At 61.2% G+C, this 21,391-nt stretch carries 21 protein-coding genes; all 21 read left to right on the forward strand.

Going from position 1 to position 21,391, the window contains the following annotated elements:
• Positions 1-68 precede the first annotated feature (68 nt).
• The 21 genes from AAAT03_RS07245 to atpA all read left to right on the forward strand — a co-directional run bounded on the left by AAAT03_RS07245 (position 69) and on the right by atpA (position 21,387).
• Entirely contained in the window at positions 69-1,556 is a 1,488-nt protein-coding gene (locus tag AAAT03_RS07245; RefSeq protein ID WP_349102988.1) for a UbiD family decarboxylase, read from the forward strand.
• 33 nt (positions 1,557-1,589) lie between these two features.
• Positions 1,590-2,168 carry a UbiX family flavin prenyltransferase gene (locus tag AAAT03_RS07250; RefSeq protein ID WP_117800286.1) on the forward strand — a complete coding sequence of 193 codons (579 nt, stop codon included), beginning with the start codon at positions 1,590-1,592 and terminating at the stop codon, positions 2,166-2,168.
• Between the two features lie 92 nt (positions 2,169-2,260).
• Complete coding sequence (locus AAAT03_RS07255) at positions 2,261-3,130, forward strand: MerR family transcriptional regulator (protein ID WP_349102989.1); 870 nt, start codon at positions 2,261-2,263, stop codon at positions 3,128-3,130.
• A gap of 195 nt (positions 3,131-3,325) precedes the next feature.
• On the forward strand, positions 3,326-4,195 hold the full coding sequence (locus AAAT03_RS07260; RefSeq protein WP_117646269.1) for a hypothetical protein: 870 nt from the start codon (positions 3,326-3,328) through the stop codon (positions 4,193-4,195).
• Between the two features lie 79 nt (positions 4,196-4,274).
• A complete protein-coding gene (locus tag AAAT03_RS07265; protein ID WP_349102990.1) occupies positions 4,275-5,168 on the forward strand; it encodes an aldose 1-epimerase family protein in 894 nt (297 codons plus the stop codon).
• 258 nt (positions 5,169-5,426) lie between these two features.
• On the forward strand, positions 5,427-6,353 hold the full coding sequence (locus tag AAAT03_RS07270) for a transporter substrate-binding domain-containing protein (protein ID WP_349102991.1): 927 nt from the start codon (positions 5,427-5,429) through the stop codon (positions 6,351-6,353).
• Between the two features lie 9 nt (positions 6,354-6,362).
• Entirely contained in the window at positions 6,363-7,511 is a 1,149-nt protein-coding gene (locus tag AAAT03_RS07275; protein ID WP_349102993.1) for an amino acid ABC transporter permease, read from the forward strand.
• A gap of 11 nt (positions 7,512-7,522) precedes the next feature.
• Complete coding sequence (locus AAAT03_RS07280) at positions 7,523-8,296, forward strand: amino acid ABC transporter ATP-binding protein (protein ID WP_349102994.1); 774 nt, start codon at positions 7,523-7,525, stop codon at positions 8,294-8,296.
• Positions 8,297-8,368: 72 nt separating this feature from the next.
• Positions 8,369-9,796 (forward strand): M20/M25/M40 family metallo-hydrolase, encoded by a 1,428-nt coding sequence (locus AAAT03_RS07285; RefSeq protein ID WP_349102995.1) that lies wholly within the window; start codon positions 8,369-8,371, stop codon positions 9,794-9,796.
• Between the two features lie 291 nt (positions 9,797-10,087).
• Entirely contained in the window at positions 10,088-11,155 is a 1,068-nt protein-coding gene (gene prfA / locus AAAT03_RS07290; protein WP_055252487.1) for a peptide chain release factor 1, read from the forward strand.
• Positions 11,156-11,796: 641 nt separating this feature from the next.
• Positions 11,797-13,071, forward strand: coding sequence for a HemK/PrmC family methyltransferase (locus AAAT03_RS07295; RefSeq protein WP_349102996.1), 1,275 nt, complete (start codon positions 11,797-11,799; stop codon positions 13,069-13,071).
• A gap of 220 nt (positions 13,072-13,291) precedes the next feature.
• Positions 13,292-13,783 (forward strand): type II toxin-antitoxin system HicB family antitoxin, encoded by a 492-nt coding sequence (locus AAAT03_RS07300; RefSeq protein ID WP_349102997.1) that lies wholly within the window; start codon positions 13,292-13,294, stop codon positions 13,781-13,783.
• 134 nt (positions 13,784-13,917) lie between these two features.
• Entirely contained in the window at positions 13,918-14,661 is a 744-nt protein-coding gene (locus AAAT03_RS07305; RefSeq protein WP_349102998.1) for an L-threonylcarbamoyladenylate synthase, read from the forward strand.
• Positions 14,662-14,674: 13 nt separating this feature from the next.
• Complete coding sequence (gene glpK / locus AAAT03_RS07310) at positions 14,675-16,216, forward strand: glycerol kinase GlpK (RefSeq protein WP_349102999.1); 1,542 nt, start codon at positions 14,675-14,677, stop codon at positions 16,214-16,216.
• A gap of 123 nt (positions 16,217-16,339) precedes the next feature.
• Positions 16,340-16,987 (forward strand): uracil phosphoribosyltransferase, encoded by a 648-nt coding sequence (gene upp / locus AAAT03_RS07315; RefSeq protein WP_040359658.1) that lies wholly within the window; start codon positions 16,340-16,342, stop codon positions 16,985-16,987.
• A gap of 280 nt (positions 16,988-17,267) precedes the next feature.
• Positions 17,268-17,579: a hypothetical protein gene (locus AAAT03_RS07320; RefSeq protein WP_035138788.1), complete on the forward strand. Its 312-nt coding sequence runs from the start codon at positions 17,268-17,270 to the stop codon at positions 17,577-17,579.
• Positions 17,580-17,582: 3 nt separating this feature from the next.
• Positions 17,583-18,386, forward strand: coding sequence for a F0F1 ATP synthase subunit A (gene atpB, locus AAAT03_RS07325; RefSeq protein WP_349103000.1), 804 nt, complete (start codon positions 17,583-17,585; stop codon positions 18,384-18,386).
• 124 nt (positions 18,387-18,510) lie between these two features.
• Complete coding sequence (locus tag AAAT03_RS07330) at positions 18,511-18,705, forward strand: ATP synthase subunit C (RefSeq protein WP_022094262.1); 195 nt, start codon at positions 18,511-18,513, stop codon at positions 18,703-18,705.
• A gap of 15 nt (positions 18,706-18,720) precedes the next feature.
• Positions 18,721-19,323, forward strand: a complete 603-nt coding sequence (gene atpF, locus AAAT03_RS07335) for a F0F1 ATP synthase subunit B (RefSeq protein ID WP_006235712.1) — start codon at positions 18,721-18,723, stop codon at positions 19,321-19,323.
• Positions 19,313-19,789 (forward strand): F0F1 ATP synthase subunit delta, encoded by a 477-nt coding sequence (locus AAAT03_RS07340; protein WP_006235713.1) that lies wholly within the window; start codon positions 19,313-19,315, stop codon positions 19,787-19,789. The genes atpF and AAAT03_RS07340 overlap by 11 nt, the downstream gene beginning before the upstream one ends.
• Positions 19,789-21,387, forward strand: coding sequence for a F0F1 ATP synthase subunit alpha (gene atpA, locus AAAT03_RS07345; protein WP_035138794.1), 1,599 nt, complete (start codon positions 19,789-19,791; stop codon positions 21,385-21,387). The genes AAAT03_RS07340 and atpA overlap by 1 nt, the downstream gene beginning before the upstream one ends.
• Positions 21,388-21,391: the final 4 nt, after the last annotated feature.

The following is a 21,391-nucleotide window of genomic DNA, read 5'->3' on the forward strand; positions in this document are numbered from 1 at the left end:
CGGCCCCATTACGTTACCAAGCCCGGCGGCATCCTCGCCGCCGGGCACTCTCCCGAAAGGAGCATGCTATGTCCACTACCGATGCTTCCCAGATCCACGACCTGCGCTCCGCGCTCGACTTTTTGCGCGAGATGCCGGGCCAGCTGCTCGAGACCGACACTCAGGTCGACGCGGACGCCGAGGTCTCGGGCGTCTACCGTCACGTCGGCGCCGGCGGCACCGTTATGCGCCCGACCAAAGAGGGTCCGGCGATGGTCTTCAACAACGTCAAGGGCTTTGACGATGCCAAAGTCTGCATCGGCATGCTTGCCAGCCGCAAGCGCGTTGCCGCCCTGCTCGACCTGGACGAGGAGCACCTGGGCCTCGAGATCGGCAAGCGCTTCGAGAACCTGATCGCGCCCGAGCAGATCGCCGAGGGTGCGCACGTCGACTGTCAGGAGGTCGTGTACAAGGCGACCGACGAGGGCTTTGACCTGCGCAAGATCGTTCCCGCTCCTACCAACACGCCCGTCGACGGCGGCCCCTACATCACCATGGGCCTCGCCTACGGCACGAGCCCCGACGGCTCCCAGTCCGACGTGACCATCCACCGCTTCTCCTGCGTCGACAAGGATAAGCTTGCCATGTGGATTACCCCCGGCAGCCGTCACCTGGGCGCGTTCTTTGACGAGTACTGCCAGCGCGGCGAAGACATGCCCATCTCCATCTCCATCGGTTTGGACCCCGCCGTGTACATGTGCTGCGGTTTTGAGGCTCCCACCACACCGCTCGGCTTCAACGAGCTGCAAATTGCCGGCGCCCTGCGCGGCCACGCTGTCGAGCTTGCCGACTGCGTCACCGTTCCGCAGAAGTGCATCGCCAATGCCGAGTACGTGCTCGAGGGCTACCTCATGCACGACGAGACCATCAACGAGGACGTCAACGGCCACGGCTACGCCATGCCCGAGTTCCCCGGTTACACCGGCGGCGCCAAGGTCTGCCCGGTGATCAAGATCACCGCCGTCACCACGCGTGTCAACCCCATTATGGAGAGCTGCATCGGCCCTTCGCACGAGCACGTGTCCATGGCCGGTATCCCCACCGAGGCTTCCATCTACAAGATGGTCGAGACCGCTATCCCGGGCCGCCTGCTCAACGTCCACGCTGCTCCCTGTGGCGGCGGCAAGTTCGTTGCCATCATGCAGTTCAAGAAGTCGAGCAAAAATGACGAGGGCCGTCAGCGCAACGCCGCCATGCTCGCCTTCTCGGCATTCTCCGAGCTCAAGCATGTGATCCTGGTTGACGAAGACGTCGACATCTTCGACATGAGCGACGTGATGTGGGCCATGACCACGCGCTTCCAGGCCGACGTGGACCTCATCGCCATCCCCGGCTGCCACTGCCACGTGCTCGACCCGTCCAACGACCCCGCGTTCGACCCTTCGATCCGCGAGCACGGCATCGCCTGCAAGGCCATCTTCGACTGCACGGTCCCGTTCGACCTCAAGAAGAACTTCATCCGCTCGCAGTTCATGGAGATCGACAAGGACAAGTGGGCCAAGGAGATTGCTTTCTAGTAAGTAGCCCTACCAAGTAGTTAAGGAGTTGTCATGCCTGAGTCTTCTGTCCGTCCCCGTCGCATTGTCGTTGGCGTGTCTGGCGCCAGCGGTGCCGCGCTGGGCCTTGAGTGCCTCAAATGCCTGCGTCAGGCCGGTGCCGAGTCGGCGCTTGTCGTCACGCGCGGGGGAGAGATTACCATCGAGCAGGAGCTCGGCATGACGCTCGACGAGTTTGCGTGCCATGCCGATGTGGTCTACGACAACAAGAACATCGGCGCCGCCATCGCAAGCGGCACCTATCCGGTCGACGGCATGATCGTGGCGCCCTGCTCCATGAAGACGCTCGCCGGCATTGCGAGCGGCTACAGCGAAAACCTGTTGTTGCGCGCGGCCGACGTGCAGATGAAAGAGCAGCGCCGCCTGGTGCTCATGGTGCGCGAGACGCCCTTCAGCGCCATTCACGTCGATAACATGGCGCGCCTGGCGCGCGTGCCCGGCATCATGCTCATGCCGCCCATGCTCACGTTTTACAACGGCCCCGCCACGCTCGATGACGCGGTGCATCACATCGCCGCCAAGGCGCTCGAGGCCGTCGGCGTGTCATGTGCAAACTATAAGCGCTGGTCATAGGCGTCTTTAGGGTAGGATACGAGTAGTGTTTGAGCCCGCTGCCCCTGTGGGCGGCGGGCTTTGTGCGCAAAAAGGATGTGTCGGGAGGACCTATGCAGACGGGCATGTATGCGATTAGCGAGATGGCGAGTTTGTTTAACGTTTCGCGCCAAACGCTCATCTACTACGACAAGATCGGCCTGTTTAAGCCCGCCGTGGTTAACGAAAAAGGCTACCGTTTCTATTCGCCCACGCAGATCCCGCTCATGCGTCTGATCTGCATGCTGCGCGACCTGGGGCTCGAACTCGACGAGATTGACCGCCTGACCTCGACGTTCGACATTGGCGAGATGACCGATCACCTGCGCTCGCGGGTGCAGGCGCTCGACAAGCAGATTGCCGGGCTCAAGGCTGAGCGCACGAGTGTGCAGGAACGCCTGAGCTTTTACGACGAGGCAGTCTACTGGCGCGAGCGCGAGGGCAGTCCGGAACTCAAGCAATTCGAGCGCCGCTACGTGGTCTTTGAGGAGTTTCCGGGCGATATCGAGCGCGGTCGCTCGATGCTTCACCCCACGCTCATGCGGGCAATCCTGCGCATGCGCACGCTGACGGGCACGCGCCCCATGCGCGGTTGGGGCGCCATGCTGCGTCGCGAGGCGCTGCATTCCGACGATCCCATCGCCGGTGCCGGCTCCTTTGCCGTACTGCCGCGCGGTGCCGAGGAGCTGCTGCCGAGCGACGCTGCCGAGCTGGCAGAGATCGGCATCGAAGTGCTGCCCGAGGGCACATACCTGTGCATGAGCCGCTGGGGCATGCCGTACGAGCCCGAAGGCATCCGCGCCATCGTGGCCTGCATGGACGAGCACGCGCTCCAGCCCATCGGCAACGCCTTCGACTTTTGCTACCTCGATACCACGAGCTACGACGAGTCCCACCAAGAGGACTTCTGCTGCATCCAAATCCCCGTCGCCCTCCAGATGTGACAAGGGGACTGCTCCTTCGTCGCATTCGTGGTGTGGCTGCTGCCTAAACCGTCACAACATTCGGCGAAAATCTCGAAAACGAGGAAAAGCGTCGAATGTTGTGACGCTTTTCCTGTCTGTGCCGGCGAGCTCCCGTGTCATCTGGGGGTATAAGGCTAGCAAGTGTTTATTTGCGAGGCCAAGGGGGCGCCCCGTATGGATATCGATAACTTTGAATGGTGGTATAGCGAGGGCGAGGCTCCGGACGAGGAGTGGGACGAGCCCGCGCCGCGTGACGTGTCGAGCGACGAGGACGAGACCGGCAGCGATGCTGCTGTCGAGCCTGACGCCGCCTCCGATGCCGCCGAGCCTCTGACCTTTGAGCAGGCTTGGGCCCAGGCTGAGGCCGACGAGGCAAAGGCCGATGCCACGGCCACACTGGGTGAGCCAGCCGACATGTCCATCTCGCCGGCAAAGACCCCGCAGCCGCGTCACACTATCGATCCCGACAGCACGGCATCCTTCAGCATTCTCGACGTGCCCTCGCAGGGTGCCCAGGCGCCTGCGCCCACACATCGCCCCGATCTGGCTCGCGAGGAAGATGCGGGACGTCGCTCTCCGCTTGGCCCCATCCTTATCGCCTTTATGGCCGGCGTTATCGCATGCTCGGTAATTGGAAACGTCTGGAGCCATGTTGAACAACAGCGCAAAGACGCCGCCAAGGTCGAGATGTCTGTCGAGCAATCGCTCAGCCGCACGCGCTCGGTGCATGTATCGGTCGAGGTCAAGGACGGCGCGACGTGGGACACCGCGCGCGGCGACAGCCAGATGCTCGTCCATATCGTGGGTCGCACGCTCAAGGGGCAAGCGATCGACGAGTACCAATACGTCAATTCCGAAGGTGACGGCATCGAGCTCAAGCCCGGCGACTACGAGCTCACGGTCGATGAGCCGCCCGTCGCCACCGACGGCACGCGTTACCGTGCCTCAAAGCGCATGGTTCCGGTGAGTTTTAATTCACAGGCGCCCGATACGGTCGATAGCACGCCGCAGGGCGGGTTTGACCTTTACGCTATTGCTCAATAACTGCACCTGTCGCTCAACCCCGCCGCCAAGAGTGGGACAATAGCCCTCGACACTGTTGTTTACTTTTGGAGGAAGTAGCATGTCCACCGTCACTACCATCAAGCGCGGCGGCCTCACCGCGGCCATCGATTCCATGGGTGCCCAGCTCACGAGCCTTGCCCTCAACGGCAACGAGTACTTGTGGCAGGGCGACCCCGCCTTTTGGGGCAAGCATGCGCCGATTCTGTTCCCCATCGTGGGATCGCTGCGCAACAACACGGCGACGTCTGCGGCTGGCACCTGCGAGATGCCGCGCCACGGCCTCGCGCGCATCGTCGAGCACAAGCTGGTCGAGGTCTCCGAGGACGGCTCGTCCGTCACCTACGAGATCACCGACACGCCCGAGTCGCTCAAGGCCTTCCCGTTCCACTTTAAGCTCAACATGACCTATGCCCTGACCGGTGACGCCACGCTTACCCAGACCTTTGCCGTCACCAACACCGGCGACGTGGAACTGCCGTTCTCGGTGGGCGGCCATCCTGCATTTAACGTGCCCGCCCCCGGTGCCGAGGACGAGACGTTCGAGGATTACGAGCTGGCGTTTACCGAGGCCTGGACTAATGAGGCCCCCGTCATCACGCCCGATGGCCTCATGACGTTCGAGGGTAGCTACAAGGCCCCCGATAACTCGGACGTGCTGCCCATCACGCACCGCAGCTTCGATAACGATGCCATCATGTTCGCCGATACCCCGGGCTCCACGCTTACGCTGCGCGGCCGCAAGTCGGGCCACGGCGTCAAGATCGACTTTGAGGGCTTTAAGTACATCGGCGTGTGGTCTGCCGCCAACGACGCCCCGTTTGTGGCGCTCGAGCCCTGGACCGGCCACACCACCATGGACACCGAGGACGATGTCTTTGAGCACAAGGTCAACACCATTACGCTGGCGCCGGGTGCTACCGACACCCGTTCCTTTAGCGTTACCCTGCTCTAGAGGTTCCGCCGTTCTAACGAACGACGGACCGGTCGACGCTGCGCGCCACCCAGAGCGACAATTTGTCATTCAAAAGGCAAGGCATGACCAGAAGGTCTATGCCTTGCCTTTTTTATGCCAAGCGGTGCATGGGGGGACAGGCTGCTTTGCGCCAATCGTCCTCGTGTATCTATTATTTTTTCGCGCACATGCCGCGCTGCTGGTTGCGGGCGTATATCCTGTCTTATTGTCAGTAAGGCAAAATAGGGAAGGCATCAGATGCAACCTCGACTACAGCGCGACGCGCAGGCCCAGCCGGTGTGCAGTCGTCGCATCTTCTTGGGTAGCGCCCTCGCTGCGAGCGCTTCCGTCGTCGCCGGCGTGCTTGCCGGCTGCCAGCGCCCGTCCACGCTCAAAGTGGTCCAGCCCACGACGGGTGGCGGTCGCGACGACCTGTCCGATTCCGTGATCGGCAAGGACAAGATCCGTATCGGCATGGAGGCGGCCTACGCCCCGTACAACTGGCAGGTTTCCGAGGCCAGCGAGTACACTATTCCCATCGACAACGTGCAGGGCGCTTACGCCGATGGTTACGACGTGCAGATTGCGAAGATTGTCTGCAAGGCTCTCGGCGGCGAGCCCGTCGCCGTCAAGCAAAGCTTCTCGGGCCTTATCGACTCGCTTAACAACGGCCAGATCGACCTCATCATCGCCGGCATGAGCGCCACGCCCGAGCGCGAGGAGTCCGTTGGCTTTTCCAAGCCGTATTTTATCGGCTACTTTGGCCTGTTCGTAAAAGAGGGCTCGCCCTACCAAAACGCGACCAAGCTCAGTGACTTTAGCGGCGCCACGGTGCTCGGCCAAAAGGACACGATGCTCGATACCGTCATCGACGAGATCCCAGGCGTTGTTCACAAAAATCCGGTCGATTCGGTGCCCACGGTGTTCTCGAACCTGCTGCGGGGCACCTGCGACGCCGTGACCTACAACACCGAGAACGAGAAGGGCTATATGGCCCAAAACCCGGGCATCGTGCCCATTCGCTTTGCGGAGGGCGAGGGCTTTAAGCAGGAGGTTACGACAAACGTCGGCTGCCGCAAGGGCTCGGACAAGCTGCTCAAACTTATCAATAAGACGCTCAAGGGCATCAGCCAAGAGGAACGCGACCAGATGTGGGACGCGTGCCTCGACCGTCAGCCGGCATAGGGAGGCAGCATGAAAGCTATCAATCGTCTGGCCTCCTTTATCAAGGCCGACCACCGTTATGTGTATCTGGGCACGAGCGCTATCGCGGCGCTCGGTCTGGCGTTTAGCCAGCGCAACCCAACGCCGCTGAGCTTCTTGGCGCCCACGGGCGTGTTCCAGGATTGTCTCTGGGCGATTCTGTGGGCCTGGATCGTCGTATCGGTGGCAGCGCTCGTCACCAAGCTTATGCACTGGAACGACTATCGCGAAACGTCGCCGTTCGCATCCGAGCGTTGCCGTCGCGGCGCGCGCCTGGGCAGCTATGTCGTGGTTGCCATCGCGGCGATCTTCTTTATCGACCGCTGCGTCATGTCGTTTATCGACCTGGTGCAGGTGAGCATTGTCTCGGACTCCAATCCCAGCGACTTTCTGTCGAGCTTGGTCTACATGACCTACAAGAGCGGCGACTTCTTTATCCGCGGCATCGAGATCACCATCGCGCTTGCCACCTTCGGCACCGTCATCGCCTTCTTCTTGGCGCTGCTCTTTGTGTTCTTGCGCACCCAGACCTTCGATCGCGTCGACAACGACCTGGTGCGCTTCTTTAAGAGTATTGGCCGAGGCTTTGCGACCGTCTATTCCACCGTCGTGCGCGGCACGCCCATGATGGTCCAGGGTCTGCTCATCTATTACGCGGGCTTTACCGTTCTGCGCAGCATGGGCTTCGAGACCGCCCAGGCCAACCAGATCTGGAGTACCTTTACCGCGGGCCTCGTCACCATCTCGCTCAACTCTACTGCCTACATGATGGAGGTCCTGCGCGGCGGCATCGAGTCGATCGACCCCGGTCAGGCCGAGGCGGCGCGCTCGCTGGGTCTGTCGCAGTGGCAGGCCATGCGCAAAGTCGTGTTTCCCCAGGGCATTAAAAACGCGATCCCGGCGCTCACCAACGAGCTCATCATCAACATCAAGGACTCGTCGGTGCTCTCGGTCATCGGCGTGTTCGACCTCATGTACGCCACTACCACCGTCGCCGGCGTGTACTACCGCCAGATGGAGGTCTACTGCGTAGCGCTCGTGGTCTACCTGATCCTGACGTTCGTGGCAGGCCGCCTGCTCGAGGCCTTTGGTCGCCGTCTGGGTGCCGAGGCGCCCCAGACGCTGCCGAGCTCTAACTAGGAGGAGCAACCATGACTCAGAATAACTCCGCGGTTGCAGACGCTTGCGAGCCGCTTATCCGCGTCGAGGGCCTGCGCAAGAGCTTTGGCTCACTCGAGGTGCTCAAGGGCATCGATCTGTCCATCAATCCCGGCGAGGTCGTCACCATCATCGGCGCCTCGGGCTCGGGCAAGTCGACGTTTCTGCGCTGCCTTAACCTGCTCGAGACCCCGGACGCGGGCCATATCTGGTTTCACGGCCAAGACCTTACCGCCGAGCGCTGCAACATCAATAAACTGCGCGAGGACATTGGCATGGTGTTCCAGGGCTTTAACCTGTTCAACAACATGGATGTGCTCGACAACTGTACGCTCGCGCCCGTTATGCTCAAAAAGATGAGCAAGGCCGAGGCCGAAAAGGTCGCGACGGAGCATCTGGCGAGCGTGGGACTCGAAAAGTTCGCGCACGCCGCCGTGGGCCGCCTGTCCGGTGGTCAAAAACAGCGCGTGGCCATCGCCCGCGCCCTGTGCATGAGCCCGCAGATCATGCTGTTCGACGAACCGACCTCCGCACTCGACCCCGAGATCGTGGGCGAGGTGCTCGAGGTCATGCGCAAGCTCGCGGCCGACGGTATGACCATGGTTGTCGTCACGCACGAGATGGCCTTTGCCCGCACGGTGTCCGACCGCGTGGTCTTTATGGACAAGGGCGTGGTGCTCGAGGACGCCGCGCCGGCCGAGCTCTTCGGCAACCCCAAACACCAGCGCACTCGCGAGTTCCTCTCTCGCTATCTCGAAGACAAATAACCGACCGCAAACGCTTACGTTGCAGGGCCGCTCCCGTGGGGCGGCCTTTGTCGTCACAATCGAAAGGATGTCATGGCCGAGGTTTGGCGCTTCTTTGCGCATGAGGACGATTTTGCGGATATGGACGAGGCCGGCGCGTGCGAGCGCTTGGGTCGCGTGCTGTCGTTTCCGACCATCTCGAGCATGGATGCCGAGGCGGTGGACTGGCAGCCCTTCGACGACCTGCGCGCCTATATGCAGCAGGCCTGGCCGCACGTGTTTGCGGCGGGCGAGGTCGAGCTTATCGGCCATTCGCTGCTGGTGGCGCTTGCCGGCAGCGATCCGGCTCTTAAGCCCGTTATGCTCATGGGCCACATGGACGTGGTCCCCGTGGTGCCGGGCACCGAGGCCGACTGGACGCATGCTCCCTTTAGCGGACAGGTGGACGACACCTACATTTGGGGTCGCGGCGCTATCGACATGAAAGACCAGGTCGCAGGTATTCTCGAGGCGGTTGAGTATGCGTTGGTGCACGGCTGGGAGCACGAGCGCACCCTGCTGCTGGCTTTTGGCCAGGACGAGGAAACCACGCAGTACGGCGCGGGGGCGATCGGTCGCGTGCTCGAGGAGCGCGGTATTGAACTTGAATACCTGCTCGACGAGGGTGACTACCGTATTGTTTCGGCTGCCGAGTACGGCGCGGGCGAGGGCTGGCTTATGCATGCCGACCTTGCCGAGAAGGGCTACGCCGATATTGTGCTCAAGACGAAGAGTGAGGGAGGGCATTCGTCAAACCCCTACGGTGGCACATCGCTCGAGGTACTGAGCCGCGCTATCGCCGCAATCTGCGATATCGAGTGGCCGACGCGTGTGACCGATCTGCTTGCCGCACAGCTTGTCGAGCTGGGGCTCTGCACGGCCGACGAGATTGCCTCCAACAAGGACACCATCGTGTGCGAGTGCCTCGCCAGCAAAAAACTCTATCCGCTCGTGACCACTACCTGCGCGCCGACCCAAATCGAGGGCGGTAGCACCGGCGCTAACGTGATGCCGCAGGATATGTGGGCCAATATCAACTTCCGCATGCTCGAGGGCACGGGCGTGGCCGATGTCGCTACTCGCTGCCGCGAGGCCGTTGCCGCGGCGGGCCTTGCCGGGCGCGTGGAGGTCGAACTCGGCCCCGGCAGCTCCGAGCCCTCGCCGTCCCCGCGTGTCGGCGGGCCGGGGCTCGAGGCCGTCCGCACCATCGCCGCCCGCTATTTCCGTGATCCTTTGGGGACGGAGGAAAACGGATCATCGGCGGCGGGCGGGGTTCCTGTCAGCATCGTCCCCTCAACCGTGATTGGCGCCACCGATGCTGCCAACTACCAGCGCATTTGCCCCGAGTGCATTCGCTTCTCGGCCTTTATGGTCGACGATGACGAGTGCGACCGCGGCGTCCATGGCACTAACGAGCGCATCACCCGCCGCGCCTACCTCCAGGGCGTACGCTTCCTCATCGCCCTACTCCACACGCTCTAGAATCTGACAAAGCGACAGCCCCTTTGTTAGCCGTTGGGGGCGCTCTTAAACGACTAGTCGTTAAGGAACGTACCCAACGGCTACGTCCACTCATTCCGTGCGGGTTATATGCAGGTTTGCCTGCGCACGCTATCATGTATGGGTTAGATCGCAACTATGTACCCCACACGCGAAGGGATGCGCATGTATCTGAAGATCGACATGCTCTAGCTGGGCTTACCCCCGCAGCGGCGCCATGCGCCCCATCGATTCTGCCGATTTTCACCTTCACGCATATAAAGGAGTCCCGCCATGCGCGACAAGCTCGAAAAGATCATCAAGGCCTACGAGGAGCTCGAGAAGAAGCTTTCCGACCCGGCCGTCGCCTCCGACATCAAGGAGTTCACGCGTCTCAACAAGGAGTACGCGCACCAGTCCGACCTCATTGCCGCCTCGCGCGAGTACATCGGCGCGCTCGATGACATCGAGGCTGCCAAGGAAATGCTCCACGATACTACCGATGCCGATGAGAAAGAGATGCTCCAGATGGACATCTCCGAAAACGAGGCCAAGCTTCCCCAGCTCGAGGAAGACATTAAGTACATGCTCATCCCGAGCGACCCCAACGACGACAAGAACACCATCGTCGAGATTCGCTCCGCCGCCGGTGGCGACGAGGCGGCCATCTTCGCCGGCGACCTGTACAAGATGTACCAGCGCTTCTGCGAGTCGCGTGGCTGGAAGACCACCGTGCTCGATTCCAGCCCCAGCGAGGCCGGCGGCTTTAAGTCCATCGAGTTCAAGGTCGAGGGCGACCGCGTCTACTCCGTCATGAAGTTCGAGTCCGGCGTGCACCGCGTCCAGCGCGTTCCCAAGACCGAGTCCCAGGGCCGTATCCAGACCTCCACGGCAACCGTCGCCGTGCTTCCCGAGGCCGAGGAGATTGACGTCCAGATCAACCAGTCTGACCTGCGCATCGACACCTACTGCGCTTCGGGCCCTGGCGGTCAGTGCGTTAACACTACCTACTCCGCCGTGCGCATCACCCACCTGCCCACCAACACCGTGGTGCAGTCGCAGGAGCAGCGTTCCCAGATCCAGAACCGCGAGGTCTGCATGCAGATGCTGCGTGCCCGTCTGTACGAGATGGAGCTCGAGAAGCAGCAGGCAGAGCTCGGTGCCGAGCGCCAGAGCCAGATCGGCCACGGCAACCGTTCCGAGAAGATCCGTACCTACAACCAGCCCCAGGACCGCGTGACCGATCACCGCATCGGCTTCAACTCCACCTACAACGGCGTCCTTCTGGGCGACCAGCTCGGCACCGTCATCGAGGCACTCGCCGCCGCCGAGCGAGCCGAGAAGCTGGCACAGGCAGTTTAAGTTACGGCGTTTTACCAAACGCCGTAACGGCTCGACGCTGCAAACGCCCCTAAGCGGCAATCTGACGTTCAATCGTCGGTCGCGTACCAAAGTACGCTTCCCTCCTCTTTCACGTCACCTTGCTCGCTTAGGGGCGTTTTCGCTGATTTATGCTCAACCCGTGGCGGGGCACTCATTGGGGACAGACTTAAATGAGTAGTCGTTGGGGACGTTCTTAAATGACTAGTCAAACAAGAACGTCCAACGACTAGGTTGGGTACATTGCTTTGGGATGTTATTCAATCTGCTTTGATAGTTATTGAGCCGTTCACCTGCGCAAAGCAATGATCGGCATGCGTCTATCGCCGAAAATAATGCTTAAATTATCGTTCGAGAAGTCGTGGGGCGAGTTTTGGCGTGTCGTGCGTCAAGCGATGTGGCAAGTTCTTGGTTAGATATTGGTCAGTTTTGGGGCAACCTTGCCAAAAGCTTGACGGATGCAGATTTAGACGTCGACGAATGAACACTCTAGGCAGGCTCCAAGCAAAATTCTGGGCTGATTCTCGATAATCGCCTTTAATCGCCCCTTGCCAAGCGCTGGCCTCGCTTACAATCTGCTCCGACATTCGCGCGCCGTCCGGCGCTTAAGAGGGGAGGGCCCCATGGCAAACGAGATTTGGACCATCAAGCGTTGTCTCGAGTGGACCAAGGAGTACCTGGCCGAGCGCGGCGAGGAGCATCCCCGTCTTTCTGCCGAGTGGCTGCTGTGCGCGGCCACGGGCCTGGCGCGTATCGACTTGTATATGCGCATGGACGAGACGCTTAACGCAGCCCAGCTCGAGACCATGCACGCGGCCGTCGTTCGTCGCGCCAAAGGCGAGCCGCTGCAGTACATCACGGGCAGCACGCAGTTTCGCATGATCGACGTCGCGTGCGCCCCCGGCGTGCTCATCCCGCGCCCCGAGACCGAGATGCTCGTCGAAGAAGTCCTGAACTATCTGGATACCGAGGTGCTGAGCCCCGAGGCCGCTGCCCGTCAGCGTGTTGAGCTGCCTTGGAACGATGAGGTCGAGCAGGCACGCAAGGCCGAGGCCGCATTGGCCGACGAGCGAGCGACGGCCGAGCGCCGTGCCGCCAACCTCACAGCTGCCGACGAGGCGGCGCTAGGCGGCGATGTGCTGGGCAGTCGCGCTTATGCCGAGGAACTGGCCGATCGCGAGGTCGAGGAAGCCGCCGCGCAGGCGGCAGAAGCCGAAGCGGCAGAAGCAGAGGCCATGGAAACCCCCGAGCCCGAGCTCGACGAATACGGCATCGCCATTGAGGACAACGACCAACAGGCGACTCCCGCGCAAGATGCCGCCGAGGCCAACGTATCTGCCCCAGCCGAGCCCCGCACTGCCCGCGTTCTCGAGGTCGGCTGCGGCACGGGCTGCATTTCGCTCTCCCTTGCCTGGGAGCGCCGCGGCCACGTTACCTGCACTGCTACCGATATCGAGCCGCGCGCCATCGATCTGGCCACCAAAAACCGTGATGCGCTTGGCCTCACGTCCGACGAGGTCGCCTTCAGCCTCACAAACCTGGTGAGTTCCATTCCCCGCGAAGAGTGGGGCACCTTTGATGTGCTCGTCTCCAACCCACCTTACATCCCGACCGACGTCATGCGCTCGCTGCCGCATGAGGTCAAGGACTTTGAGCCCGATCTGGCGCTCGAGGGCGGTGCCGACGGTCTCGATATCTTCCGCCGCCTGCTCAACGCGGCGCCCTACATGCTGCGTGCCGGCGGCCTGTTTGCCTGCGAGCTCTACGAGGGCGCGCTCGACGCCGCGGCCGAGCTCTGTCGTCAAGCAGGCCTTTCGGACGTGCGTATCGTCCACGACCTCACCGATCGCCCCCGCATTGTCCGAGCCATCGTCATCGAGCCCAAGCAACGCCAGTAATATTTATTAACTGGTTAGCAAAAATTATAAAGTAGTTTATAATTAGGACGGCTGAAAGAGGTCGGCCCATGCAACCTCCTACCTTTCGGGAAATCATTGCCCTACTCAAGCACGATGGATTCGTGAAGGTCGCGCAAGTCGGTAGTCATGCTAAGTATGTTTCTGGTGACCGCGTTGTCACCGTGAACGGCTCTGGTGGTGATCGACCAAAGAAGGGCACGTGGGCAAGTATTCGTCGCCAAGCTGGATGGTAGTTGGAGGCAAAATGAGGCAGCGATTTACCTATGACTGCGTTCTCATAAAAGAAGACGATGGTTACTGCGCTAGCTTCCCGCAGATTCCCGGCGCCTTTGCCGATGGCGATACGCGCGAAGAAGCGATTGCCCATGCCACCGAGGCACTGATGGCGTTTTTGGCCGACGACCTCAACAACGGTTTGACTCCGGCAGGGTACGAACGCTCGGCCGAGGTCGTGGCCCTTTCAGTCGAAATCGACCACGAGGACGCTCGGGAAGCGGCGTGCCGAACATTTAAAGACGCAGCGCTGGACCTCAAAGTCTCCGCTCCGCGGATTACCGCGCTGGTCAAAGCCGGAAAGCTCGATGTTGAACTCGTCGACGGCCGTCGGATGATAACGATAGACAGCATCGAGCGTTACGCCGCCCAAGAACGTCACGCCGGCAGGCCAAAGAAGTTCGACGCAGTCCAATAACCCCCTCACTTTCACCGACTACTAGAGCCGCTCACCAAACCAACATGCGCTCTGGGCAAATAGGTTGAACGTTTCGTGCGAGAATGCCCCACAGTAAACAAACTTGCACCAGAGCGTAAGGGGCTGGCATACACATGCAGACGGTCTATCGGGTATACGAGGGAACGCGCGAGCCGCATCGGCTTGCCGTCGAGCGCACGGCCGAGGTGCTCGGCCGCGGCGGCCTGGCTTTGATCCCGACCGAGACCGTCTACGGTGTCGCCGTGGCAGTCAACGCCTTCTCGGACGCCGTGCCCCAAGATACAAGCGAATTCCCATCGTGGCCGCGCGATCCGCAGGCTGCCGTCAATGGCGCCGCAGTTCCTGCGCTCGGCACCGGCTATCGCCGTATCTTCACTCTCAAGCAACGTGAACTCACGCAAACCGTCGCTTGGCTGGTCGATGGCGTCGAAGCACTCGACCGCTATGGCGTGGATATCCCGGAAGATGCCCGCGTACTCGCGCGACGATGCTGGCCGGGAGCCCTGACTATCGTGGTCAAGGCAGCCCCCTGCGTGCCGACCTTTATGCGCGCTGCCGACGACACGGTGGCACTTCGCGCTTCGGCCTCGCCCGTGGTGCAGGCGCTCATTCGCGCCTGTGGCAGCCCCCTTGCCTGCACTAGCGCCAACACGCATGGCGCGCCCGCGCCGGCAAGTTTTATCACGGTGGATGGTCGCATCCTGGAGGGGGTCGATGTTGCCGTCGACGCCGGTGAGACCCCGTGTCGCGACGCCTCGACCATCGTGTCGTTTCAGCACGGCGAGCTCCAGATCCTGCGCCAAGGCGCACTTCCCGCATCAGAGATCGAACGGGTCCTGTCCGACCCGATGCAATAGAAAGGTTTAAGCGATGTCGTTGAATCTGGGCAGCCTGGGCATGGAAGATGCCTCGTTTGACTTTGGCGGTTCCTACATCATGGCGCTCGACTGCGGCACCACCTCGGTACTTGCGACCATCGTCGACGAGTACGGCTGCATCGTCGCGCAGGCACGTCGCAGCGTCAAAACCAGCTTTCCGCGTCCCGGCTGGGTGGAGCAAGACCCCATGGCGGTCCTTGCTAGCCAGATCGCCGTCATGATGGAAGTCCAGTTTAAGAGCGGTATCCACTCCGACCGCATTGCCGCCATCGGCATCTCCAACCAGCGCGAGACCACGGTGGTCTGGGATCGCGTGAGCGGTCAGCCGATCTATAACGCTATCGTATGGCAGTGCCGCCGTACCGCACCTCTGATCGACGAGCTTGTCGAGCAGGGCGCAGAAGGGCTGGTGCGCTCCCGCACGGGACTCACGCTCGACCCGTATTTCTCGGCCTCCAAGGTGCAGTGGATTCTCGACAACGTCGACGGCGCACGCGAAAGCGCGGCGGCGGGCGACCTCATGTTTGGCACCATCGACACCTGGCTCATCTACAACCTCACCGGCGGCCAGGTCTTTGCCACCGACTACACCAATGCCAGCCGCACGGCACTCTTTAATATCCATACGCTCGATTGGGACGACGACCTGCTGGCACTCTTTGACGTTCCACGTTCCATGATGCCCGAGGTTCGCTGGAGCTCGGGCGACTACGGCCGCGTCGCGAGCGACATCATGACCAACATGCCGCCCATCATGGGCGTGGCGGGTGACCAACAGGCGTCGCTGTTCGGCCACTGCTGTTTCCGTCCCGGCCAGACCAAAAACACCTATGGCACGGGTTGCTTTATGCTCATGAACACCGGCGACGAGATCGTCGAATCCAAGAATGGCCTGGTCTCCACCATCGGTATCGCTGCGAACGGCAAAGTCAGCTATGCGCTCGAGGGCTCTATTTTTGCCGCCGGCTCAACGATGAACTGGCTTCGCAACAACATGGGCATCATCTCGAGCGTGAGCGAGTCGGCACAACTCGCTGCTTCGATTAGCGACAACGAGGGCTGCTACTTCGTTCCCGCCTTTGCGGGTTTGGGTGCTCCCTGGTGGGACCCGCATGCTCGCGGTATCGTGTGCGGTCTGACCGGCGCCTCGAGCCGTGCGACCATCGTACGTGCCGCCTGCGAATCCATGGCATATCAGAGCTACGACGTGCTGCGCGCCATGGAGCAGGACGTGGGGCTTTCGATTGAGCGCCTGTCTGTCGATGGCGGTGCCTCGCGCAACGAGTTCATCATGCAATTCCAGGCCGACCTGCTGGATATCCCCGTGCTGCAATGCGAGACGGTGGAGACCACGGCAATCGGTGCCGCGTACTTGGCGGGTCTTGCCGTCGGCTATTGGGAAGACCTGGAAGAGCTGGAGCAAAATGCCCAGATCGTTAGGACCTTCCTTCCCCACATGTCCGCCGAGCGCCGCGAGCAAAACCTTGCGGGCTGGCGTGATGCAGTCAGGCGCTCGCTCAGCACCTCACAGTAGGGCTGCGATGGGCTGCTCGATACAACAAACCGCTAAACTAATGCATGGCGTGCGGCGGCAACATTGCTGCGCGCCTTGTCAGCAAGGCCGTTTTGCGGCCGCAACGAAAGGGGCAATCAATCCATGACCGTCACCTACGATGCGTCCCGTGTGACGCTTGTCGATCACCCGCTCGTCCAGCACAAGCTGTCGATCCTGCGCGACAAAAACACCGGCACCAACCAGTTCCGCCAGCTCGTGCGCGAACTCGCGCTTTTTGACGGCTACGAGGCCATGCGCGACCTGCCTATGGAAGACGTCGAGGTCGAGACCCCTATCACTACCGCCACGTTCAAACAGCTTGCCGGCAAGAAACTCGCCATCGTGCCCATCCTGCGTGCGGGCCTTGGCATGGTCGACGGCATCCTCGACCTGGTGCCCTCCGCTCGCGTGGGTCACATCGGCATGGAGCGCGACGAGGTCACCCACGAGCCGCACGAGTATTACTGCAAGATGCCCAAGGATATCGACCAGCGCATCTGCCTGGTCGTCGACCCCATGCTTGCCACGGGCGGTTCGGCCGAGATGGCCATCAGCTACCTGCGCGAGCGCGGTGTCAAGGACATCCGCATGCTGTGCATCGTCGCGGCCCCCGAGGGCCTCAAGTCGCTGACCGAGAAGGACCCAGATGTGCATATCTATACCTGCGCCATCGACGACCATCTCAACGAGGCTGCCTACATCGTTCCCGGCCTCGGCGACGCCGGCGACCGCATCTACGGCACGCTCTAGTCGCTGGGCTAAACGGCCGCGGCTGCAAATACGAAGAAACGGTGCGCGCGGACGAACAAAAGGCGACCGCGCGCACTCCTGTTAACGGACGTTTTGCCCTGCAGGGTTCGAGAAAAACGTATTACCGTACCTGCGGCATAAAGAAGGTCTTAAGAAAACGAACAGGTGCGTATTAACCGATGCTTTTTCGGTTGTACTTTAGCGATTGGCTCGTACAATAGTCACCAATGTTTGGCGGGAACTGTTCTGTGAAGCGTTAAAAAGGAAGGTGAGGACGCCAGTGTTTCAGATAGCCGATCTGCTCGCTATCGTTGCAGGCGCCATCGCGGGCGCAATTGCCTTCCTTCCCTTTGTCTTTACGCTCAAGCCGGTTCTTGACGATAAACAGAATGCGGACATGCTCAAGGGTATGGTGAGTCTGGCGGTCTCGGCAATCGCCCTGCTCGTCTTTACCTTGGTTGTGTTTGTGTTGTTCGGAGAGGCATTTCGCATGTTCCTCCTGGGCGAGGCGATCGGCTTCGTGGCCTTTATGGCCGCCTGCGCGGTTCGTGTCGCCAAGGCGCTGCGAGATCCTCATGAGGTCGAAAGGTAAGTCGTGGAAATTTTTGAAAAGCTGCCTGATGAGATTAATCATCTGGTCAGCGAGTTCAGCTCCACCCCTGTCGTGGGCGATCTGAGCTGCGGCATCACGCAGTACTCGTTTTGGCTGATCGTCTCCACGATCGTGCTCCTGATTGTCCTGGCCGTGTTCAAGAAGAAGCAGACCCTGGTTCCCAAGGGCTTCTTCGTCAACGGTTTCGAGTACATCATCGAGTACGTCGAGAACGATATCGGCAAGGGTGTCGTGGGTGAGAACTGGAAGAAGCACTTCCCGTTCCTGTGCTCGCTTTTCCTGTTCATCCTGATCAATAACATGATCGGCCTGATTCCGGGAATGAAGCCCGGCACCGGCGCAATCGGCTCCACCGCCGCACTCGCCATTTTCGCCTTCGTGTACTTCATCTACTACGGATGCAAGGCTCACGGCGTGATCGGCTACATCAAGAGCCTCGCCCCGCAGGGCGTGAGCTTCCCGACGAACGTGCTCGTGTGGGTCGTCGAGCTTTTCTCGACCTTCCTGCGCCTCATCACGCTCGCCGTCCGTCTGTTCTGCAACATGTTCGCAGGACACGTGGTCATGGGCTCGTTCGCCATCATGGCGAGCATGTTCATGCAGCCGCTGCTTCAGCAGGTTTCCGCGGCCCACGCCGTTGGCGCCCTGCCTTCGCTGGCCTGGCTTGCCATCCTCATCCTGATCTATGCGATCGAGCTTGTGGTCGGCGCCATCCAGGCTTACGTCTTCACGGTCCTTACCGCCGTGTATGTCTCCGAGGCAGAGGAGGTCGCGGAGGAGGAGTAGTCTTCCGTTCGCGCCTTAAAGGTAAGGTAATTCGTTAAACCGCCGGTGCCCGTACCCATGGAGCCCGGCAGTTATAAAAAGGTTATCCTGCGTGAAATAAGACACGCACGACAAAGGAGGAATCGTGGGAGTTATCGGTTACGGTCTCGGTGTTATCGGCGCTGGTCTTGCTATCGGCCTGTCTGCTCTGGGTGCTACGGGTGCTATGGCCCGTCAGCCTGAGGTCCAGGGCCGCGTGTTCACCGTCTTCATTATGGGCTCCGCCTTCGGCGAGGCTCTGGCTCTGATCGGCTTCGTTGTCGCGCTGATCGTTAAATAGCACGGAGCGTCAAGTATGAATCTTTCATCCCAGAAGAGCGCGATCGCACTCTCCGCGTCCGCGGCCGCGCTGCTCATGCCGGTTTCCGCGTTCGCCGAGGACGGCGCTGCCGGTGCGGACATCCTCATCCCTAAGATGGCGGAGTTCATCCCGGCGCTTATCGCCTTCCTGATTATCTGGATCGTGCTGGCCAAGGTCGCCCTGCCGGGCATCATGAAAACCATGGAGGAGCGCGGCAAGAAGATCGAGGAGAGCCTCGACGAGGCCGAGAAGACCAAGCAGGAGGCTATCGCCAAGCGCGCTGAGTCCGACTCGATCGTCACCGACGCCCGTCGTCAGGCTGCCGACATCGTTCTCGAGGCCCGTAAGGACGCCGAGTCCGAGCGCGCCCGTATCATCGAGGCTGCTCACAAGGAGGCCGAGGAGATCATCGCCAAGGCCCATACGACCGTCGAGGACGAGCGCAAGTCCATTTACGCCGGTGCCGCGAGCTCCATCGCCGACCTGTCCGTTGCCGTCGCCACCAAGATCGTGGGCGAGGCACTCGAGGACGATGCCGAGCAGAAGAAGCTCATCGAGCGCTACATCCAGGAAGCAGGTAGCCTGAATGCCGACTAGCCGCTATCAGGACAAGGTGCTCGAGACCTACGCGCGCTCCCTTCTGGAAGCCGCTAAGGCCGAGAACCATGTGTTCGAGGACCTCGAGATGATCGAGCGCTTGGCTTCTGCCAGCCCCGAGATCATCGCCGTGCTCGACACCATGTCCAAGCGCGACCAGCTCGACCTTCTTCCCAAGGTGGCAGCTGCCTTTAAGTATGTTGCCGAGGAAGACGAGGATGTAGTGGGCGTGACCGTCACCACGGCGATCCCGCTCGACGACGAGCTGCGTCAAACCATCACTAAGAAATGCGAGCAGGACTTCGGCCGCAAGGTATTCCTTATCGAGCAGGTTGACCCGTCTATCGTGGGCGGCCTGGTGCTCGAGGCCCGCGGCGAGCGTCGTGACATTTCCGTCAAGACGCAGCTGCGCATCGCGCAGGAGACCCTCGCAAACTCTGCTAATTCGTACGGAGGTGAAGCCTAATGTCCGAAACCCTCAATGCCCAGGATATCGCCAAGAAACTGCAGGAGCAGCTCACGAGCCTCTCCGCGACGGTCGATACGCATGAGGTTTCAACGGTCGACGAGGTAGGCGACGGCATCGCGCGCGTCTCCGGCCTCAAGAGCGCCATGGCAGGCGAGCTTCTGGAGTTCAAGAGCTCCGATACCGGTGAGACCGTCTTCGGCCTTGCCCAGAACCTTGACCGTGACGAGGTCGGCGCCGTTCTGTTCGGTGCCGTCGACTCCATCAAGGAAGGCGACGAGTGCCGCACCACTGGCCGCATTATGGATATCCCCGTGAGCCGTGCCATGCTCGGCCGCGTCGTCAATCCGCTCGGCCAGCCCATCGACGGCCTGGGCGACATCGTCGCCACGCACCGTCGCCCCATCGAGTTCAAGGCTCCCGGCGTCATCGATCGTACCCCGGTGTGCGAGCCGGTTCAGACCGGTCTGCTCGCTATCGACTCCATGGTGCCTATTGGCCGCGGTCAGCGTGAGCTCATCATCGGCGACCGTAAGACCGGTAAGACCGCCATCGCCATCGACGCTATCCTCAACCAGCGCGGCAAGGGCATGGTCTGCATCTATGTCGCCATCGGCCAGAAGGCCTCCACGGTTGCCAACATCCGCGAGACCCTCGCTCAGCACGGTGCGCTCGACTACACCATCATCGTTTCGGCCACCGCTGCCGATTCCGCCCCTATGCAGTACATCGCGCCTATGGCCGGTGCCGCTATCGGCGAGTTCTTCATGTACAACGGCGAGGACGGCAAGCCCGCCAGCGAGACCAACCCCGGCGGCCACGTGCTCGTCATCTACGACGACCTGTCCAAGCAGGCTGTGGCCTACCGTCAGATGTCGCTGACGCTGCATCGTCCGCCCGGACGCGAGGCCTATCCTGGCGACATCTTCTACCTGCACTCTCGTCTGCTCGAGCGTGCCGTCAAGATGTCCAAGAAGAACGGTTACGGCTCCATGACGGCACTGCCGATCATCGAGACCCAGGACGGCGACGTCTCGGCCTACATTCCGACCAACGTCATTTCCATTACCGATGGTCAGATCTACCTGCAGTCCGAGCTCTTCTTCCAGGGTCAGCGCCCGGCAGTCGACGTGGGCATCTCCGTGTCCCGCGTCGGTGGCGATGCGCAGACCAAGGCTATGAAGCAGGTTGCCGGCAACCTTCGCCTGGACCTCGCTTCGTACCAGGAGCTCGCTGGCTTTACGCAGTTCGGCTCCGACCTCGACGAGGCTACTCAGAAGCAGCTGACCCATGGTGCTCGCATGACCGAGCTCCTGAAGCAGCCGCGCTACAAGCCGTTTGAGGTTGGCGAGCAGATCGTTACGCTGTTCGCTGGCAACGAGGGCTTCCTGGATGACCTGGAGATCGCCGACGTGCTGCCCTTCCGTGCCGAGCTCATCGAGTACATGGACAATGGCTTTGGTTCGCTGCTCGACAAGGTTCGCGCCAAGAAGATCGATGATGACACCAAGGCTGAGCTCTTGCGCGTCATCGGCGACTTCAAGCAGCAGTTCATGGCCAAGCACCATTCGGATGTTTCTGGATCAGAGGAGAACTAAGCCC

It is taken from the genome of Collinsella sp. CLA-AA-H167, from assembly GCF_040095305.1.
Classification (GTDB): Bacteria; Actinomycetota; Coriobacteriia; order Coriobacteriales; family Coriobacteriaceae; genus Collinsella.

Coding starts and splice junctions, on each gene's coding strand:
- AAAT03_RS07245 (WP_349102988.1), top strand. CDS start 69: ATGTCCACTACCGATGCTTCCCAGATCCACGACCTGCGCTCCGCGCTC.
- AAAT03_RS07250 (WP_117800286.1), top strand. CDS start 1,590: ATGCCTGAGTCTTCTGTCCGTCCCCGTCGCATTGTCGTTGGCGTGTCT.
- AAAT03_RS07255 (WP_349102989.1), top strand. CDS start 2,261: ATGCAGACGGGCATGTATGCGATTAGCGAGATGGCGAGTTTGTTTAAC.
- AAAT03_RS07260 (WP_117646269.1), top strand. CDS start 3,326: ATGGATATCGATAACTTTGAATGGTGGTATAGCGAGGGCGAGGCTCCG.
- AAAT03_RS07265 (WP_349102990.1), top strand. CDS start 4,275: ATGTCCACCGTCACTACCATCAAGCGCGGCGGCCTCACCGCGGCCATC.
- AAAT03_RS07270 (WP_349102991.1), top strand. CDS start 5,427: ATGCAACCTCGACTACAGCGCGACGCGCAGGCCCAGCCGGTGTGCAGT.
- AAAT03_RS07275 (WP_349102993.1), top strand. CDS start 6,363: ATGAAAGCTATCAATCGTCTGGCCTCCTTTATCAAGGCCGACCACCGT.
- AAAT03_RS07280 (WP_349102994.1), top strand. CDS start 7,523: ATGACTCAGAATAACTCCGCGGTTGCAGACGCTTGCGAGCCGCTTATC.
- AAAT03_RS07285 (WP_349102995.1), top strand. CDS start 8,369: ATGGCCGAGGTTTGGCGCTTCTTTGCGCATGAGGACGATTTTGCGGAT.
- prfA (WP_055252487.1), top strand. CDS start 10,088: ATGCGCGACAAGCTCGAAAAGATCATCAAGGCCTACGAGGAGCTCGAG.
- AAAT03_RS07295 (WP_349102996.1), top strand. CDS start 11,797: ATGGCAAACGAGATTTGGACCATCAAGCGTTGTCTCGAGTGGACCAAG.
- AAAT03_RS07305 (WP_349102998.1), top strand. CDS start 13,918: ATGCAGACGGTCTATCGGGTATACGAGGGAACGCGCGAGCCGCATCGG.
- glpK (WP_349102999.1), top strand. CDS start 14,675: ATGTCGTTGAATCTGGGCAGCCTGGGCATGGAAGATGCCTCGTTTGAC.
- upp (WP_040359658.1), top strand. CDS start 16,340: ATGACCGTCACCTACGATGCGTCCCGTGTGACGCTTGTCGATCACCCG.
- atpF (WP_006235712.1), top strand. CDS start 18,721: ATGAATCTTTCATCCCAGAAGAGCGCGATCGCACTCTCCGCGTCCGCG.
- AAAT03_RS07340 (WP_006235713.1), top strand. CDS start 19,313: ATGCCGACTAGCCGCTATCAGGACAAGGTGCTCGAGACCTACGCGCGC.
- atpA (WP_035138794.1), top strand. CDS start 19,789: ATGTCCGAAACCCTCAATGCCCAGGATATCGCCAAGAAACTGCAGGAG.